The organism is Anisomitus miae (SeqCode), from assembly GCF_054906395.1.
The window spans coordinates 76,091-94,691 of sequence record NZ_JBRACL010000007.1 but is presented as its reverse complement, the minus strand read 5'-3'; the positions used below and the strand labels follow the sequence as shown (position 1 = coordinate 94,691).

At 32.9% G+C, this 18,601-nt stretch carries 10 protein-coding genes and 2 pseudogenes; 10 read left to right on the top strand and 2 right to left on the bottom strand.

What is annotated here, in order from left to right; all coding sequences use genetic code 11:
• The 3 genes and pseudogenes from AALI31_RS05125 to AALI31_RS05115 all read left to right on the top strand — a co-directional run.
• Nucleotides 1-222, top strand: a pseudogene (locus AALI31_RS05125) (hypothetical protein); the annotation flags it as partial.
• Nucleotides 223-507: 285 nt separating this feature from the next.
• Nucleotides 508-1,687: pseudogene (locus AALI31_RS05120) on the top strand (flagellin N-terminal helical domain-containing protein).
• Nucleotides 1,688-1,760: 73 nt separating this feature from the next.
• Nucleotides 1,761-2,975 (top strand): flagellin N-terminal helical domain-containing protein, encoded by a 1,215-nt coding sequence (locus AALI31_RS05115; RefSeq protein ID WP_489885460.1) that lies wholly within the window; start codon nt 1,761-1,763, stop codon nt 2,973-2,975.
• Between the two features lie 54 nt (nt 2,976-3,029).
• On the opposite strand, the gene AALI31_RS05110 is transcribed toward AALI31_RS05115, so the two are convergent.
• Nucleotides 3,030-3,800, bottom strand: a complete 771-nt coding sequence (locus tag AALI31_RS05110) for a flagellin (RefSeq protein WP_489885459.1) — start codon at nt 3,798-3,800, stop codon at nt 3,030-3,032.
• 166 nt (nt 3,801-3,966) lie between these two features.
• Between AALI31_RS05110 and AALI31_RS05105 the strand changes: the two genes are divergently transcribed.
• The 3 genes from AALI31_RS05105 (at nt 3,967) to AALI31_RS05095 (ending at nt 9,505) form a co-directional block, all read left to right on the top strand.
• The gene (locus AALI31_RS05105) at nt 3,967-4,938 is read left to right on the top strand and encodes a sodium:calcium antiporter (RefSeq protein WP_489885458.1); all 972 of its coding nucleotides are present in this window, start codon (nt 3,967-3,969) and stop codon (nt 4,936-4,938) included.
• A 14-nt stretch (nt 4,939-4,952) separates the two neighbouring features.
• Nucleotides 4,953-5,777: a polysaccharide deacetylase family protein gene (locus AALI31_RS05100; protein WP_489885457.1), complete on the top strand. Its 825-nt coding sequence runs from the start codon at nt 4,953-4,955 to the stop codon at nt 5,775-5,777.
• A gap of 182 nt (nt 5,778-5,959) precedes the next feature.
• Nucleotides 5,960-9,505 carry a DUF4214 domain-containing protein gene (locus AALI31_RS05095; protein ID WP_489885456.1) on the top strand — a complete coding sequence of 1,182 codons (3,546 nt, stop codon included), beginning with the start codon at nt 5,960-5,962 and terminating at the stop codon, nt 9,503-9,505.
• A gap of 112 nt (nt 9,506-9,617) precedes the next feature.
• Here the strand turns inward: AALI31_RS05095 and AALI31_RS05090 are convergent, their stop codons facing one another.
• Nucleotides 9,618-10,730: a serine hydrolase domain-containing protein gene (locus tag AALI31_RS05090; RefSeq protein WP_489885455.1), complete on the bottom strand. Its 1,113-nt coding sequence runs from the start codon at nt 10,728-10,730 to the stop codon at nt 9,618-9,620.
• A gap of 223 nt (nt 10,731-10,953) precedes the next feature.
• Between AALI31_RS05090 and AALI31_RS05085 the strand changes: the two genes are divergently transcribed.
• From AALI31_RS05085 to AALI31_RS05070, 4 genes are all read left to right on the top strand, one after another.
• Complete coding sequence (locus AALI31_RS05085) at nt 10,954-14,859, top strand: DUF4214 domain-containing protein (RefSeq protein ID WP_489885454.1); 3,906 nt, start codon at nt 10,954-10,956, stop codon at nt 14,857-14,859.
• 105 nt (nt 14,860-14,964) lie between these two features.
• Nucleotides 14,965-16,719, top strand: a complete 1,755-nt coding sequence (locus AALI31_RS05080; RefSeq protein WP_489885453.1) for an ABC transporter substrate-binding protein — start codon at nt 14,965-14,967, stop codon at nt 16,717-16,719.
• A gap of 65 nt (nt 16,720-16,784) precedes the next feature.
• Nucleotides 16,785-17,738 (top strand): M28 family metallopeptidase, encoded by a 954-nt coding sequence (locus AALI31_RS05075; RefSeq protein ID WP_489885452.1) that lies wholly within the window; start codon nt 16,785-16,787, stop codon nt 17,736-17,738.
• A 156-nt stretch (nt 17,739-17,894) separates the two neighbouring features.
• Nucleotides 17,895-18,557 carry a hypothetical protein gene (locus AALI31_RS05070; protein WP_489885451.1) on the top strand — a complete coding sequence of 221 codons (663 nt, stop codon included), beginning with the start codon at nt 17,895-17,897 and terminating at the stop codon, nt 18,555-18,557.
• Nucleotides 18,558-18,601 lie beyond the last annotated feature (44 nt).

Below are 18,601 nucleotides of genomic sequence, written 5' to 3'. Positions count from 1 at the left end.
GAAGAAGAAGGTATAAGATTACAAGTAGGAGCGAATAGGGAGCAAATGATAGGATTGAGTGTGGGGAACATGAGGAGCAGGGAGTTAGGGCTAGGAGGGATAGATGTGATAGGAGTAGGGAATGCGGAGGAAGCGATAGAGAGGATAGATGAAGGTGGTTTTATGGACAAGCGATGGACAAGCGAATATAAAATACAAACGCAAGCACGCACAAAAAAATAAAATTGGACAAGCATCCAAAACGCATCAAAACACTAACACTATCGATATAATAAAACCAAGCAAGCAAACATATCAAGAGCGAGAAAAGCAAAATCAAAAATATAAAATACAATTTTAAATCCACGACTACATGTATAATTAGGAAGCAGAGGGGTATTTGCGTTGAATGGGGACTATTGAATAATTTATTAAATAAAATTGAATAAATATTAATTATTTAAACAAACTAATTGTGAGTATTTTAGTTAGTTTGTTTTTGTTTTTTTGTGGGAGGAATTGTTAGATATGATAATTAACCATAATTTAAATGCGATGAATGCACATAGAAATATGAATTCTGCTACTACGGCTCAGGGGAAATCGATGGAGAAGTTGAGTTCTGGGCTTAGGATAGTCAGAGCATCAGATGATGCAGCAGGTCTTTCAATTTCTGAGAAGATGAGATCACAGATAAGGGGACTTACGCAGGCTTCAAGGAACGCACAATATGGGATTTCTATGATACAAACAGCAGAAGGGGCATTGTCAAGGACTCATGCAATAGGGCAAAGAATGAGAGAGCTTGCAATTCAGGCTGCAAATGGAACATATATGGATGAAGATAGGGAAATAATAAATCAAGAATTTAACGAATTGAAATCTGAAATAGATAGAATTGCAATTGATACGGAGTTCAATGGTAGCAAAGTGATAAATAAATGGAAATTTCTCAGGTAAAGAGTTTGAGATAACTGGGCATCAAAAAACTAATATTGGTAATACAAATAACGCTAATTTAACGGATATATTTGCAAGTGTGGATCCGGACGAATTGCGTAAATTGGGAGAAGGAACTTTTGAAATTAAAATATCTCATGATGGTGTAGGGGATGCAGTAACGGTAGATTTAATAGATAAGTCTGATTTTAATGGTGGAAAAGAATATTTAATGGATAGTTTTACTGTGGATGCCCCACAAGATAATGAAACATTTATAATTGCAGGTGTGTATTTAGAGCTTGATGATTTGGACAATTTGAGTCAAGGTGATGATGGGAGTTTTGAGTTTACGAATTTAGCACATAAGATTGGTGATGGATTAAAATTGCAAGTTGGGGCAAACAGAAATCAAACAATAGGATTGAGCTTGGAGAATATGAGAAGCAGAGAATTAGGATTTGGTGGTATTGAAATTAAGACTGTTGAAGATGCACAAAATGCAATTGAGCGTGTTGATGTGGCTATGTCGAGAGTTTCTACTCAACGGGGAACCCTAGGTTCAGTGCAAAATAGATTGGAACATGCAATATCTTCTATAGACAATACAGTAGAGAATTTACAGGCATCAGAATCCAGAATAAGGGATGTTGATATGGCGAAGGAAATGATGGAACTCACAAAATTGAATATTATGCAACAAGCATCGCAATCAATGCTTGCTCAAGCAAACCAAGCACCTCAACAAGTGTTGGCTATTTTAAGCTAGAATCCAATTAAGCAAACTAATTTATAAAATTCTAATTAGTTTGTTTTTTTATATCCAGGGGGTTTATGAGGATATGATAATTAATCACAATTTAAATGCGATGAATGCACATAGAAATATGAGTTCTAAAACAATAGCTCAGAATAAATTGATGGAAAAATTAAGTTCAGGACTTAGAATAGTTAGAGCATCGGATGATGCGGCTAGACTTGCAATCTCTGAGAAGATGAGATCTCAGATATTAGGACTCACACAAGCTTCGAGAAATTCACAAGATGGGATTTCTATGATTCAAACGGCAGAAGGTGCATTATCCGAAACTCATGCAATAACTCAGAGAATGAGAGAAATTGCGATTCAATGCTCAAACGGAACATATGCAGATGAAGATAGGGAATTGATAAATCAGGAGTTCGAACAATTAAAGTCGGAAATAGATAAAATTGCAGTTAATACCGAATTTAATGGCAACAAGGTTTTAAATGGAAGTTTATCAGGAGAAGATTTCATAGCCCCTACTTCAGTTGATTCACTGTCAGGCATTAATAATAATAAAGATCCTGATAAAAAATTATCGCTTGCAATTCCTATAACTGACTTAGTGAAATTTCCCAAAATGGGAGAAGGAGATTTTGAAATTCATTATAAGGTAAGTGAAAATAAGAATTCAAATTCTAAAAATGTGACGATAGATTTAATAGACAAGTCTTATTTTAATGGATATAAACCTTATGTCTTAGATAGTGTAACTATAAAAGATGTAGACTTTACAAAAAATAAAGAACCCATAATCTTGGGAGATGTGAATATAAATATTAGCTTAAGATCATTTAAAGATGATGCCGATGGAACTAAAGGTAAAGTGTCTTTTTCAAATGTTTTAAATAATAAGAAGGATGGAATACATCTTCATGTTGGTGCAAATAAAGATCAAACTATAGGTTTTAGTATAAATAATATGAGGGTTAGGAATCTTGGACTTGGGGGCATGGAGGTTTCAACATTTGAGGATTCGCAGGAAGCACTTGAGCGTATAGATATTGCTATTTCGAAGATATCTACACAGAGGGGTGAGCTTGGATCAGTACAGAACAGACTTGAGCATGCAATATCATCAACAGATAATACAGCAGAGAATTTACAAGCATCTGAATCGAGGATACGAGATGTGGACATGGCGAAAGAAATGATGAACTTAACAAAATTAAATATTTTGCAGCAGGCATCTCAGTCAATGATTGTTCAGGCAAACCAAGCTCCTAATCAGGTTCTGTCCATTTTAAACTGAAAATATCAAAAAACAAAGAAGGTATCTTAAATATAAGTTTAAGATACCTTCCTGCTACTTTAGAAGATCATCGATATTGTTCTTTTTAATGTGTTTGATGTAATTTTCATGATTGTCTTTAATTATGCCGTTTTTAGTTAACTTAAGTAATTTGCTGATAGAATCGTTGTCTTGATTAGTACTCAACGCTAACAAATTTTCTGACATTATGTCAGTGAGATTAACCTTCAATAGCTTATCTTCAGAAAACTTTATTGCCTTTTCAGAAGAATTGATATAGTCTAAGACTTCATTCATCTTCTCAAAAGCAAACTCAGAATTAATACTATTTCTGATATTTATATTACTAAGATTAAGTTTATTTGTACTAAGTCTTGGAATTAATATACAGTCATCCAACGAACACGAATCGAAAATTTTAAAAACCAATTCGTTGTTACCATTATAAAACAAATTTTGTCGTATGTCTACGTTAAGTTTATTAGCTTTTGAATTAAATTTTTTACATAGTTCTTCAAATTTGAAGTTTAGTGATTCTCGACCGAATGAAGTATTTGATTCATTTTTGGATTTTTTAAAAATTTCCATGAGTTCAGAGAGTACTTCTTTAACTTCGCTTAGAGTAGACTTTGCTATTTGTACATATGTTACTCCAATCTGGAAATTTTTAGCTATATATTGAGATTCGGTAACATCATCAATTGTAATATCTAATTTGTAATTTTTATAATGAGGATTTTTTTTATTTTTATCTTGTTTTAATATTTTTCTAGATTTGAAAATACTCATAGCTCTATCAATGCCTGAGTTCTTATTGATGAACATTGGTAACATCCTCCTTGATACAAATTTTACATCCCTGTAGTCACCATTATTATATTAATCGTACGGAATTACTGTATATTTACATACCTATTGAACAAAAAGATGTAAACAGTTATAATTAGGAAGATTGAACTCAGTGCAAAAAATATTCTCGGAGGGAATAATCTTGATATACTTAGTTTATTTGGTATTAGCCTTATTGGTTATAGGATTTTCTGTGAAAGCAGCAAACTATGTGGAGTTAATAGATAAGAAGACAAATATTTCAGGAGCATTCATTGGGGGAGTAATCCTCGCAGCAATTACATCTCTTCCAGAATTTTTTACTAGCGTTTCTGCTGCACTTATTTTGGGAAATTCAGAACTTGTGTTAGGGAATATATTGGGAAGTAATATATTTAATTTAGCAGTCATGGCGATTGTAATTGTTGCATTTATTGACGGTTTTGTTAAATCAAAGATTAGTTTAAATCACAATTTGACTCTAATATTTGTTTTAATATCAAGCTTAATTTTATTTTTTCCTGTTTATTTCAAAAACGATATAAGCATACTAAACTTCAGTGTAGTTTCCTTGATAATAATCGTATTTTACATAATTTCTTTAAAGTTTATGGCTGGGGATGGAAATGAAGATAGTAGCCCAGATGAAAAAGATAATTGTAAACTGTCTTTAAGACAGATAAGTATTAGGTTCGTTTTGGTGAGTATAGGGCTTGTTGTATCGAGTATCTTTATAACTTATGTTACTGATATGATTTCTATTAAATTGGATTTGGCTTCGAGTTTGAGTGGAGCTTTATTTTTAGGAATAGCAACATCCCTTCCTGAAGTTACCTCTATTATTGCATTGGCTAGAAAGATGAAATTCGACTTGGCAGTTGGGAACATAATAGGGAGCAATATGTTTAATCTTTTGATAGTGTCGATAGTGGATGTTTTATATGTAGGAAAGTCTATGTATCGAACTGATCAAATGCAAACAAGGTTGTTGTTAAGCTTCGGAGTGATATCCACAATATTTATTTTAACTGTATTAATTTTAAAAAAGTTAAATTTCAAAAATAAATTTATTTATTTAGTTTTAGGGTTTTTAACTATAATAACCTATTTGGTATATTTGATATTATCATTATAAGAGGGCGTGATTAATTGAATAAAGGAAAAAGATTTGGTCTGATTTTGTTTTTGTCTCTTTTTTCAATATTTATATTTGGTTACAGTACAAGACCTTATTATGATGCGAAGAAGATATATGATGAAATTAAGCCGGCGATAGTTGATGAGGATAGGTTAAGACGAAAAGAGGAAAATGATGCTTTGATACTTTTGTATCATAATGTAACGAGTAAAAAATCCATAAGTGCCAAAGATGATTTATATGTGCACATCGATGATTTTAGGAAGCAGTTAGATTATTTGGTGGATAATGATTATAACGTAGTTACTCTTCAGGAACTTTATGATTTAAGACAAAGTGGCGAGAAAATTCCTCAAAACACAATTGTTTTAACCTTTGATGATGGAGATAAAAGTTCCTATGATATAGTTTTTCCTGAGCTCGAGGAAAGAGGATTGAAGGCGAGTTTTTTCGTTACTACAAGACAATTAAATGATATTGGATTTGTAACGAGAGAGAATCTTATAGAAATGCATAACGCAGGTCAAGATATTCAAAGTCAAGGTCATAACAATGAAGATTTTATAGATTCATCAATTGCCCAAGTTCATAAGTCTATGTATTTGAGTAAAAAGATATTGGAAGAAACTTTGAACAAGAAGGTTTTGTTTTTGGTTTATCCAAATTCATCTTTTAACTCTGAGGTAATAAGGGTTGCTCAAGATGTGGGATATGAATGGGCGTTGTCTACAGAATCTGGAAGATTTTATGATCATTACCTTACAATGGAACGTGTTAGTGTTCCAGGTGGATGTGATCTTGAGCAGTTTATAGAAAAGCTAAATGAATATGTTTAGTAAACTTGTATAGTCACTTTCGAGTGGCTATTTTTTTATTAAAAAAAATGAATATAAAAATTTAAAAAGTTAATAATAAACTTATCAGTATTTAATAAAATACTGCATAAAAAGTTTGATTTTTTAGGATTATATTTTTACAATTGCTATTTTAATTATTATTTTGGAGGTTTAAGAAGGTTATGAATAGAAAAAAGATATCTCTTCTATTAACTGGATTAGTGATTACCTCAAGTATTTTTATGGGATGTGCATCTTCGAATAAAGGAAATACTTCTTCAGATAATGGATTAAGGACTGCTCAAGAAGATCCTATTTTCAGGCAAGCGTCAGAGAGACAAGTTACTCAATATAATGGCGACATGCCTGTAGAGTATCCAAATAATGCGATTGATAGTTATGATCAAAATAGTTTGAGAAATGGATTGACTACACCTGATTTAGAAAATCAGTTTAATAATACACAAAATTATGACAACAATACAAATTTAACAGACAGTGGTTTAAATAGTGGTAATGTTGCTGACGCTAATTCATTTAATGGAAGTTCCTATAATGGAAATGGAACTGATATTCAAAATTATCAGTCAGATTTATCAAATGGACAAGTGCCTAGTAATGCATCAGAGAATAGCAATTCATATGGAAACTCATATGACCAAACATCAGAAAGTGATAATTCATACAACTTAACACGAGATTCTAAAAATTCATACAATGGAACTCAAAATTTTGATAATTCATCTGATCAGATTAGTGGATTTTCTAATGTGATTGATGATTATTATACAAACGAAAATTCAGATTCACAAAATTACAATGGAAGTAATGCTTCCACGAATTATGGTTCTTCATCATATGGTGAAAACACAAATTCAATGCAAGAAAGAAGCGGTTCATCAACTAATGATACAACAGGAATGTCTTCAGATAATTCTGGGACTTCTGTAGGTAATTCAAATGATTCTTTATCCAATTCCCCTTCAGACAACTCCTATGGTTCTTCAAACTCATCTTCGACACAAAACTCATCAAATGCATCTTCAGGAAACAGCACAACTTCAACACCACAATTATTTGAAAATAATGGTGGAGCAAATGATAATAATACCTCAAATGGCATGAGCAATTACAATAATTCTAGTAATACTGATGATTCATCAAGTTATGGTTCTAGAAATAGCAGAACAGCAGATTCTGGAGAATCAACAGATACACAGGATATTGATGGTCAAGCAATTGGAAAAGCACAAGTTGATAAAACGAAGCTAGCGGGTCAAATTACCGTTGTAAATGTAAAAGGTGGTTCGGAAATAACAGGAGGAAAACCTCAAGGTACAGCTGAGATAAGCTTTAAATTATCAGGAGATGTATTAAAAGCAACTAGCGGTTCTGATGCATTAAGTACACTTCTTCAAAACGCTTATGAAGAAACAAGAAAGGATGCTAACGCAAGTTACGCAGGAACACCAACAACAACCGAAAGAGAAAAATTACAAGCAGCATTAGCGACCATATTTGCTCCAAGTGATAGTAAGTTAAAGATGATTTTTAAATCCGGAAATAATGAAGTGAAGATTATAGACTTTAAAGCTCAAAATATGTTCCCAGCTAAATCAACATCAGCAGATTATGTTAGACACATAATCGATATAGATTCAACAAGTGCACAATCAACAAGAAATGCGAGAACAGCAAGAAGTGCAAACGCAGCTGACATTGTAATTAAAATGTTAGTTAAAGTTGAAACTCCGGATGGAATTAAGGAATTAAAAACTAACACAGAATATATCTTTGTAGGAACAGAGGGGGATGCGAACTTTGAAGTAACTCCAGTAGATTCAACAAAAGACCAAGTAACAGGATTTACAGTACCAAACTTCACAACAGGCAAAATCCCATCAAAGATTGGAGCAAGTGATTCATCTGGATCAGTTATCTATGAAGGAGAGTCATCATCGACTCAAGGTACTCAGAAAACAGATTTATATACAAACCAAATCACTGGCAACACTTATATAGACATGAAAAAATTAATAGATGGAACTCAAGTTACTTCAACTGGTACGAGCCTAAGATTTAAATCTATAGTTTTCAATGATACTGATAAAACTATAACTAAAGTAGAGCTTGAAGACGATAGAGGAATAAGATATCCGGCAACTTTAACTGCTGTTGATTCTAGCGATTCAACTAAAGGTTCTTATTTAGAAGTAAATAACTTAAAAAGAGATACACCATATATATTTACGAGAATTGATATAACATCAAGGGTTTCTACAGAAACAGAAACTAAGACTTTATACTTTGCAAATTTTGATAATGGAACTTTGGCTATAAACAATTTATCAATTAAGACTACAGCATTTTCTAATCCTCAATTAACATTAGGAGCTGTTCATGACCAAAAAGTAAAACTTCCTAGTGGATTAGAAATTGAAGCTGTAAAAAATGATAGCACTGCTTTAAGGTATATATTGAAGGTGGACAATCCAGAAGGATTCATCGGAGATGTTAAAATTAATGGATTAAGAGCAGGAGAAGAAAGTAAAGTAGAAAAAATCGTAGACGAAAAAGCAAAAATAAATTATTATGTAGTAACTCTTTCTAAATTAACAAAAAACACTGATTATGGATTTTTAATACTTGAAGTAGATTATAGAGATCCTGAAGGAAATCAACAAGTTGGACGACAAGCTCTAGGAGATATAAACAAAGATGGTACAGGAGTAACTGATAATAAAACAGAGAGTACTGCGTTAACAGGAACAAACCTATTTAACGTTGTGTTAAATGAGAGCGTTACTTCTGAAAATCCAAGAAGCATAGACGTGCCTATATTCATTGATGATATTCAAGGTAGATTTGTTAGAATAGACTTTACAGCACCAAAAGATAATACTAGTGCTAAAGTTGTATATGAAGATAATACACTTAAGTTTACTGATTTGAACCCTGAGTCAAATACAGTATGTAAGGTAGACTTCATTTACAAAAACTCAGATGATAGAGAAGAGACAATTTCAAAATATGTAAAAATAAGTACACCTAGAGTAGGAGATCTAGATATAAAATCATCAAGAATAACTGCATCAGAAACAACAGCTGATATTGTCTTTGAGTTCTATACAGATCCTAAAGTAAAAGTAAGAACAGTTGTAGTAAAAGATAGTCAAGAAAAAGAAATAAAATCTACTTGGACAGAATCATCAAAAACATTAACCCTAGAAGGCTTATCAGAGAAGACAGAGTATAGCGATTTAACTGCTACGTTTACTTTGGATAATGGAAAGACAGTTAAGCACAGCATAACAACATTTACTACTGAGGAAGCTGAAATCAAACCTACTGGAAAAGTTGCTGATTTCGTAGAAAGAGTTTATAAAATAGCTCTAGGAAGAAATCCTGAAGTTGAAGGATGGAACTATTGGATTCAGAAATTACAAAGTAAGGAAATTACAGCAACAGAATTTATAGCTGAGAACTTAATGACTCAAAGCGAATTTGTTGATAGAGAATTGAGCAAGAAATCTTTCGTAACAACAATGTATTCTCTTATAGTAAACAGAGAGCCTGATGAGGATGGACAAAAATATTGGGAAGGAAAATATGAAGAATACAGAACTGGTGTTACGTCAATCGAGGCATTGAGAATAAAAATTGCTAGAGAGATGATGGGACAATCTGAGTTTAGAGAGTTAGTATCAAGCTTAGGATTGCAATATTAAGATAAATTTAGAATTGAGAATAATATGGGTATGCGATATAATAGACAAGCATTTATATAAATTACGGTGTAACTCTAGAGAGAGTTGCACCGTTTCTTTTGTTATATTTATTTTAATTGCAAGCATTAACTATTGTATTCATGTATTGCCAATACTTACTGCTTGACCCATCATGATAGCTCGTGATGGCAACTATCAATGACAAATCAGGTACGACAAAAATATATTGACCATAATGTCCTTGTGCGAAATATGCATTGTAATTGTTATTCCAGAACGTTCTTACCCACCATTGATATCCGTAATTAGCACTTCCGTTTGAACGAGTATATTGAACACTTGTTGAATCTTCAATCCATTTGCTGGAAACGATTTGTTCATCGCCCCATTTACCGTTGTTTAGATATAATCTTCCGATTTTTGCCATATCATAAACGTTCATTTGGAAACCGTTACCACCATCTGTAATACCTTGTCCATCCTCATCGCATTTTACACTTTCTATACCTAGCGGATCAAACAAATGTTCTTTACCAAATTCATAAAGTGTTTTTCCTGTTGCTTTTTGTACGATGTAAGACAACAAATGTGTGTTACCTGTTGAATATCTAAAGGTAGTACCAGGTTTTGAGGTTACAGGTCGATTTAATATATAATTAGTCCAATTGTCTGAAACTCTCCAAGTGTACCACATTGTATCGTCATCATAATCGATGCCTGAAGTATTTGTTAGTAAATGACGAATCGTAATTTCTTTTTGATAGTCACTGCCATTTGATTTTATCGTATCGAAATATTCTGAAATCGGTGTGTCTACACTTTCAATATAACCTTTATCGATTGCTATACCGACGATAGTACCCGTTATACTCTTTGATACGGAGTGAAGGTTGAAGATTGATTCATTAGAATATCCATTTTTGAAATATTCATCTACGATTTTATCATTTCTGATTATTACGGCTGAATAAATGTCTGTTCCATCAATCTCATTGAACAAATTTCTTATTGCACTTTCACTTATGTCCTCATCCTGTAAAGAGGAACGTTGCCATTCGAATTTAACCTCTTTGACTTCTTGCTCCTGAGTGATTGGTTCAGTTGTTTGATTTGTAGATTGTGTTGTATCATTATTTTTTGAAGTTTCAATTGTATTTTGTTGTGTACTACATGCGGTTAAGAGAAAAAGTGAAAACGCAAATGTAGTAGATAGAAATTTCTTCATAGACAAAATCCTCCTCCCAATTAATTATATAATGAATTTACATTTTTAATAAATGACCATATGGAATATCTTGTTAAGCTTAGAGGGATTTTAATTTATTACTTTTAGCTTTTTCGTAAAATCGTTTTTTTTTTGAAATAAGATTCACAAAAAAGGGAATAATTGAAAATCAAATATATAAAGATAATTATGAAAGTAATATTTTAAGGAAATAGAAAGATTTATGCTAGACAACAACAATTACAATGAAGAAAATGTAAAAGTTTCGAAAGGTATTGAAGATGAAGTTGTTACATCAGAAGAAATCGATGAAGATTTACAACAAAACGATGAAATTAGTTTAGCATCAGAAGAAGATCCTCCAAGAGAGGAAGATCTACCAGGAGAAGAAGATGGTTCAACTGGTGAGGAAAAGGAAACTGGAGATACTAGTGAACCTTCGAGGGTAGAAGAAGGTGAAGAGTTGGAAGAGGGAAGTGCACAAGATACTGATGATCAACAATCATCGGATAGTGATATGGCAGGAACTGAAGATAATCCACAAGATGGACATGAAAAAGAAGATTCGAATAAACAAAATGATGCATCTGATTCAGGAAGTGGGTCAGGCGAAAATAAAGCAGAGGAGAATTCACCTAGTGATGAAGGACGAGAAGATGGTATCCAAAATGCACAAGATGGTGTATCTAGTGGAAGTGAAGTCGATAATAGTGTAAGTGGAGTAGAGGGGAATCCTTCAAGTGAAGAAGAACATGGTGATTCAAGTCATGAGGAAGGTACAAATAAGAAAGACGAATCAGAAGAGGATAAAGATGAAGAAACAGTGAAAGATGAACATGATTCAGAAGGTACTCCCGAAGGTGATGTCTCATATGAGGTAGCTGTCATACCTGAATTGGGGGAAGGAGTAACTGGAGATAGTGAAGAAGACCCTCCAAGAGAAGAAGATTTACCAGGAGAAGAGGACGAAGATAAAACCGAACAAGAAGAATCATCTGTAGATAAGAAAGAAGACTTGGGAACAGAAGAAGGTGAAGGTGACGAACAAGGTTCTGAGAGTGGAGATGATGATGAAAAAACAACTGAAGATTGGGAAGAATTAGAAGATGACATGGAAGGAATTCAAGGAGATGATCCGTCAGCAGGAGATGGACAAGTATCAATACCAGTAACACAACCAGGGAAAGCTGAAGATGAGGTAATAGTTAATGATCAGTATCCGGCTTCGATGCCTGAGTTAAGAGATGACGGATCATTCAATGTAGACATTGATGATGGTTATCAAGTTGATACTGAAATAGATGATTATGGCAATACAATTGAAGTATTTGCACATGCAAGATCTGTTGCTTTTTCTAGAAATACTGATACTAGAATCCCAACAACTGTGACTAAAGCTTCTGGAACTATTTCACAGTTTGGAAAAACAGTTGGAGGAGTGAGTACTAAACTCCGACCTAAACAAACTGGTGCACATCAAAGGCATCTGTTCCAAGGTACAGCTAGGGCATCTTTCATATTAACAGGTGGAATTTTAGATGCTAAAGCTACTTATACTGTTGCCAGTGGATTTGGAGGATATGATTCTGACTTACAAACTGTAAGTTACAACACTACAACAGCTGGAAATACAATTAGAGAGTTACTTATAAAAGCTGCTAATGAGAAGATCGATGATATAAATGGAGTTAAGACCGCATCAGGAGTTCCTAAAATTACAGAGAGGGCACAGTTAGCTTTGGGACTTAGAAGTGTATTCGATGCTAATGCAGCATCTACGACAGCCACAGCACCTGCACTTCAATTTGGTTTTAGAGAAACTGACGTAGTATCACCAAAACAAATTTCTATTAACTTTGTTTCTACTGTTATATTTGACACTAGCGTAGATTATATTAGGGACATAATAAATGAAGATTCTTTAATTAATAATTTAAGCGCAACTGCTAGAGGTGCAAATCTAAATGCTGAAGCTGTCGCAGTTACTTTTAATATAAGGGCAAATTCATATGATAAAGGTCTTAAAACTAATACTAATTATGAATTTATAGGATTGAACAAAGAAGTTTTATTCTTTCCAGAGGCTTCAGTAGTTACTACGGCTCATTATCTTGATGGATTTAATATGACTTCTTTTAAGACTGGTAAGAAGGTGCCTTACTTTGAGACATTGTCGGTTACTTCAGATTTAAGTTTATCTGTAGCGAGTATAATAGCTACTGCTATTATCACATCATGTGCAAGCACAACTTCGAGTTTGGATTTCAACGCTATTAATACTGGAGTATGTTTGGATTATAATGAAATGGTTTCTATGTCAGCTTCCAATGTTGCTCTGAGAATTGGTGGAACTACAATCAAATTCAACACGATTAAAATTTATGATCTAGATTCTACAATAACCAAAATAGAAATGGAAGATGAACGAGCTGATAAATATCCAGTATCCTTAATGCCGATAAATGAAAAGGACTCAAGGCAAGGAGCGAATATTCAAGTAACAGGACTTCAAAGAAGCACACCATACACATTTAGAAAACTTCATATTACAGCTATGCCAGATAGTTCGGGTATAACAAAGACTCTTAATTTAGCTTCATTTAATAGTAGTGGCAATACTATAACCTGTATACCAAGTCATTCTATTTCACTTAGGACTCTTGCTTTCTCAGAACCGAAATTGTTCATAGAACTAGATCCGAACAAGACATTTGTTAGTACAACTAATGGACAATTGGGAAGTAGCTCAAGTAGCTCTGAAGTTTCTGTATCTATACCAAAACTTGATGTTGAACTCCCTAATACTATAAAGATGCCGGCGGTTAAGAATGACAAAACTTCTCTTAGATATGTTGTTGAAGTTGAAAAGTTAGATGTGACCATAGGTAACTTAACGGTTAATGGTCTTAACGGAAATGAAAAACATAAAATTGAAAAAGTTGAAGGAAAGACTAAGGATTACTTCGTAGTTACTTTGTACGATTTATCAGAAAAGAGAGATTATGGATTTGTAACTCTTGAGCTCAGTTATACAGATATAGATGGAAGAGTTTTGGTTACAAGACAAAGTCTAAATGGAATAAACGTAATAACCAATTTGGCTATCGGCTCAGGAAGCAGCACAACGATAACTCAGTTCCCTGACTCAAGTTTAGATAATACAACAGGTCCTGAGCTAACTGGAAATAGTATATTCAATGTAACATTATTTGAAGCAACTACTCTCGAGCCAAGGAAAGCAGAAATTCCAGTATTCGTTGATGATATAAATGGATTCTTCTTGAGGACCGAATTCAAAAAACCTGATGGCAATTCAAGTGTTGAATTAAAATTAGAGAACAGCTTGCTTAAATTCACAAACCTTACACCAAATACGGAAGTTGTGTATAGAGTTGATTTCATATGGAAAGATAGAGATAACAAAGAACAAACTATTTCTAAATACGCAAAAATAATTACGCCTCAAGTTTCAGCTGTTGACGTTAAAGGGACTACGATTACTACAACTTCTAATTCTGCGGAAATTGTATTTGAGTTATACTCTGATCCTAGTTCTCCAATCACTTCAGTTACTCTAAGCGATACTACACTTAAGTTCACTTGGGATACTCCGAAGTTAACTTTGAAATTACAAGATCTTAAATCCAGTACAGAGTACAAAGATTTAGAGATTAGCTTTAGGAATCAAAATGGATTGATAACAAAATATAAAATCGATGCTTTCAAAACTAGAGAACAAGTAGCTCCTCCAACAGGAAATGTTGCAGAATTTGTTTCTAGAATATACACTGCTTCCCTTGGAAGAGATCCTGAAGTTGAAGGATGGAAATTCTGGGTTCAAAAATTAGAAAATAAAGAAATAAGTGTAACTCAATTCATATTCGACGTAATGAAACAAGATGAATTCGTTAATAGATTCCTAAGCAAAGAGGAATTTATAGATATGATGTATCAAATAATCGTTGGAAGAGATGCTGATGAAGACGGTAAAAAATACTGGGGAATAAAATATGATGAATACAGATTGCAGTTTGAATCTTTAGCTGATGTAAGGATACAAATTGCTAGTGAGATGGTGAACGAGCCTGAATTTAAAAATTATGTTAGTCAGCTCGGATTAAGATATTAATTTCTGAAAATGAAGAAACGTTTTTCGTTTCTTCATTTTATTTTTTTAATAAAATCCATTTTTACAGTAAATACTATAATTACTATAAATTATGGAGGATACATAATGTTCAATTTGAAAAAATCTATTTCGCTAATTGGTTGTTTCATTTTTTGCTTTTTTGTTTTTGCGTCTTGCGGTCAGCCTGAGCAAAATACTAATAATAGAAAGGATGTAAACCTCTATAAAGGTATGGGGAAATTTGACGGAGACACATTGTATATAGGGGCAAGTAATGTTAACTCTTCTTCCAATAATGCGTTAATCAAATACGATACTTTGAATGTTGGCATCAGATCTTTTAGTAATGGAGCGTTTAATCCGTATTTTGCAAAATCAAAATACGACTTTTACATAATCAATGGTATGTGGGAGCCTCTTATGAAATTGGGATATGACGGTCAGTTTTACCCCAATATCTTAAAACAGTTGCCCGCAGTCTCGGAAGATGGAACAACGTATTTGTTTTCTTTGAGAGAAGATCTTTTTTGGCAAGACGGAACGAAGTTGACCACGAAGGATATTGAATTTACATATAAATTCCTAATGGATAAATTTTATACAGGATATTTCAATAGAGAGTTTTTAAATATAAAAAATTGGTCAAACTATAGGGACGGGATTTCAAATTCTGTGGAAGGCATTGAAATAATAGATGACTACAATTTTAGAATAACCGTGGAAACACCAAGCAGGTATACTTTAGATTTATTAAACATCTATCCTCTATCTTTTTCGTATTATGGTCAATTCTATTATCAAGGTGGAGCAGATAAATTAGAAGGTGGAGATATAAAGCCTTTCGGTAATGGCGTTTTTAAATTTCTTGGATATGAAAAAGATGAATATGTAATACTTGAAAATAATCCTTTCTATTTTAAGGGAAAATCCTCCATTAATGTATTGAATTTTAAAGTCGTTGATACAAATGAATTCTTTACTGAACTTGCTTCTGGTTATGTCGACATAGTGAAAAATATATTTTGGGATACAAAAAGCATCTCTGATATTTCGAAGATAAATTTCTTAAGCGGATATATGTTTCCCAATTATGAGTATTTCTCAATAGGAATAAATCATAATAACCCAATATTAAAAGATTTAAACGTGCGTAAAGCAATCGATTCTTGCATAGATAAAACTCAATTATTCAAAAATGTTTCAGGAAATGATTTGAATATATTAGATTCCCCATTGGATAAAGACTTTTATAATTTATCCTACAACATAGATAAGAAAACGCAAAAGTCAGATAAAAATAATTCTATTAAATTGCTTGAATATGCTGGATGGAAAAAAGGAGCTTCGGGCATACGGGAGAAGAATGGACAAAAATTAGAATTTAAATTTCTAGTCGATAGTAACGATCCAGTTGTCTCAAAAATATTCTCCAAAGTAAAAGATGAGCTCGAAAGTATAGGAATATCTGTTGTTTCTGAAAATACAGATTTTATTACGCTGAAAGAGTCATTTAAGCAATCTGATTCTCCAGATAATATATTTGATCTTTTTTTGGTGAGTCCAGATTTTAATTTCCAAAGCAATTGGTTCAAGAGTTTTTTGACTAATGGAGTTGACAATTATTACTTTTATTCAAATCCAAATTTGGATGAAATCCTTCAGGATATTTTCGTTGAGCGAAATGCGGAACGGTCGAAATCTCTATACGATAAAGCTTACGAGATAATAAAGGAAGATTTACCTGTCATAGCTCTTTTTCAAAATAATCAATTTGATGCTTACAACGGTAGAATAGCCGGAATAAATACAGCAAATATATTTAAAACCTTTTATTATGATGAAATAATTTTGAGAAAATAAAAAGATAAATAGGAAATATGAGAAACGTTAAGAAAGAATAATAGATTTGGAAGTGATAAATTTATATGTTCAAGAAAATTGCTTTAACATTAATTCTATTGATGTTTTTAGTAGGTACACATGTTAGTGCCATGGAAATGGAAAATGCATATGGAGATATAGCATATAAGCATTTAGTTAAATTTTCCTTAATAGGAAATAGAGTTCTGGTTACTCAAAGCGAAAAAAATTCGAGAGATTATATAATTTCTACTCTTGAGGATATGGGTTACAAGGTCAAAAATCTAAAATTTGATGTTAGAGAATATAGCACGTCTAACATCGAGGTCCTTAAGAAAGGAGAAGATTCTTCTAAGACAATCATAATAGGTGCTCATTATGATGGAAGGATAGAAGGAAACTCATTTGATGATAATGGTTCGGGCATATCAGTTCTCCTCGAATTGTGCCATTTGCTCAAGGATGTAGAAACCCCTTATAATATAAAATTTGTGTTTTTTGGAGCAGAAGAAATAAATTTGCTCGGAAGAGGACTTCACGGTTCATATAATTATGTAGAATCGCTTAGCAGAAAAGAAAAATCCAAAATTAAATACATGATAAATCTAGACACTCTGATTTCTGGTGATAAAATGTATGTTTATAATGCTTACAAAGATGAGGAACTTAGTGATTATAGTCAAGAGTTGTTAAACTCTTTGGTCGAGTTGGCACAAAATTTAAATATAGATATAAATCTCAACTATAATGAACAACAGGATAGAAGTTTTACAAATACAAAAAGCGATTATTATCCTTTTTCTGAAATCAAAATACCATTTTTGTATTTCGAGTCAACGAATTGGGAAGCAGGCGATAACGACGGACGCTCACAAACAGTTTCGTTGGGAAGAATTATACATTCTAAAATGGATAATATGATATTTATAGAAAGCATCTTTAACGAAAGAATAAAAGATAGACTCAAAAGCTACGTCGAATTAGTAAAGGAACTCGTCCTCGCTAAGCAACCAAATTAAAATTGTTTGATATTTTAATACCAAAATTTCTCTAAATCATCAAAGTATCTGAATTAGTAAAAGTTGCTGAGGAAAGACTTAGCAGCTTTTTGTTTTTGTTTTTTGCAGAAGGTGTGATGGGATGGTAGGAGGTGTAATGGGTGATATACGGTATAGATGATACACGGATGGATAAGCATTAAGCTCATGGAAGATTTGTGTGAGATACGTGGAAGGACAAGCATCAAACTTCCAATTAACAAGGTGTTAAATGGGAATATATCAGGGAAGGAGTTGGAGGCTAAGAAAGGGACTATCACAGCTAATGTTAATGGGGGAATAGATGCTACTAAGTTGGGAAAGATATTCAAGGATGTAGACCCAGATGAGATAAGGAAGTTAGGGGAAGGAACATTTGAGATCAAAGTAACAACTGATAATACAACGGCCAAACCAAATGTAACAGTAGAGTTATTTGACAATTCAGAATTTAACGGTGGAAAGAAGTATTTGATGGATAGTTTTACTTTTGAGACTGCTACTAATGATACTCAGGAGACATTTAAAATAGCAGGGATTGAATTAGAGTTAAATATAAATAAAGATAATTTGGAAGCAAGCAAGGGAGTGACATTTACCCTCAGCAATGAAGTAGTTAAGGAAGAAGAAGGAATAAGATTACAAGTAGGAGCGAATAGGGAGCAAATGATAGGATTGAGTGTGGGGAACATGAGGAGCAGGGAGTTAGGGCTAGGAGGGATAGATGTGATAGGAGTAGGGAATGCGGAGGAAGCGATAGAGAGGATAGATGGAGGCGGTTTTATGGACAAGCGAATATAAAATACAAAAATACATGTAACAATCGCGAGCACGCATAAAAAATA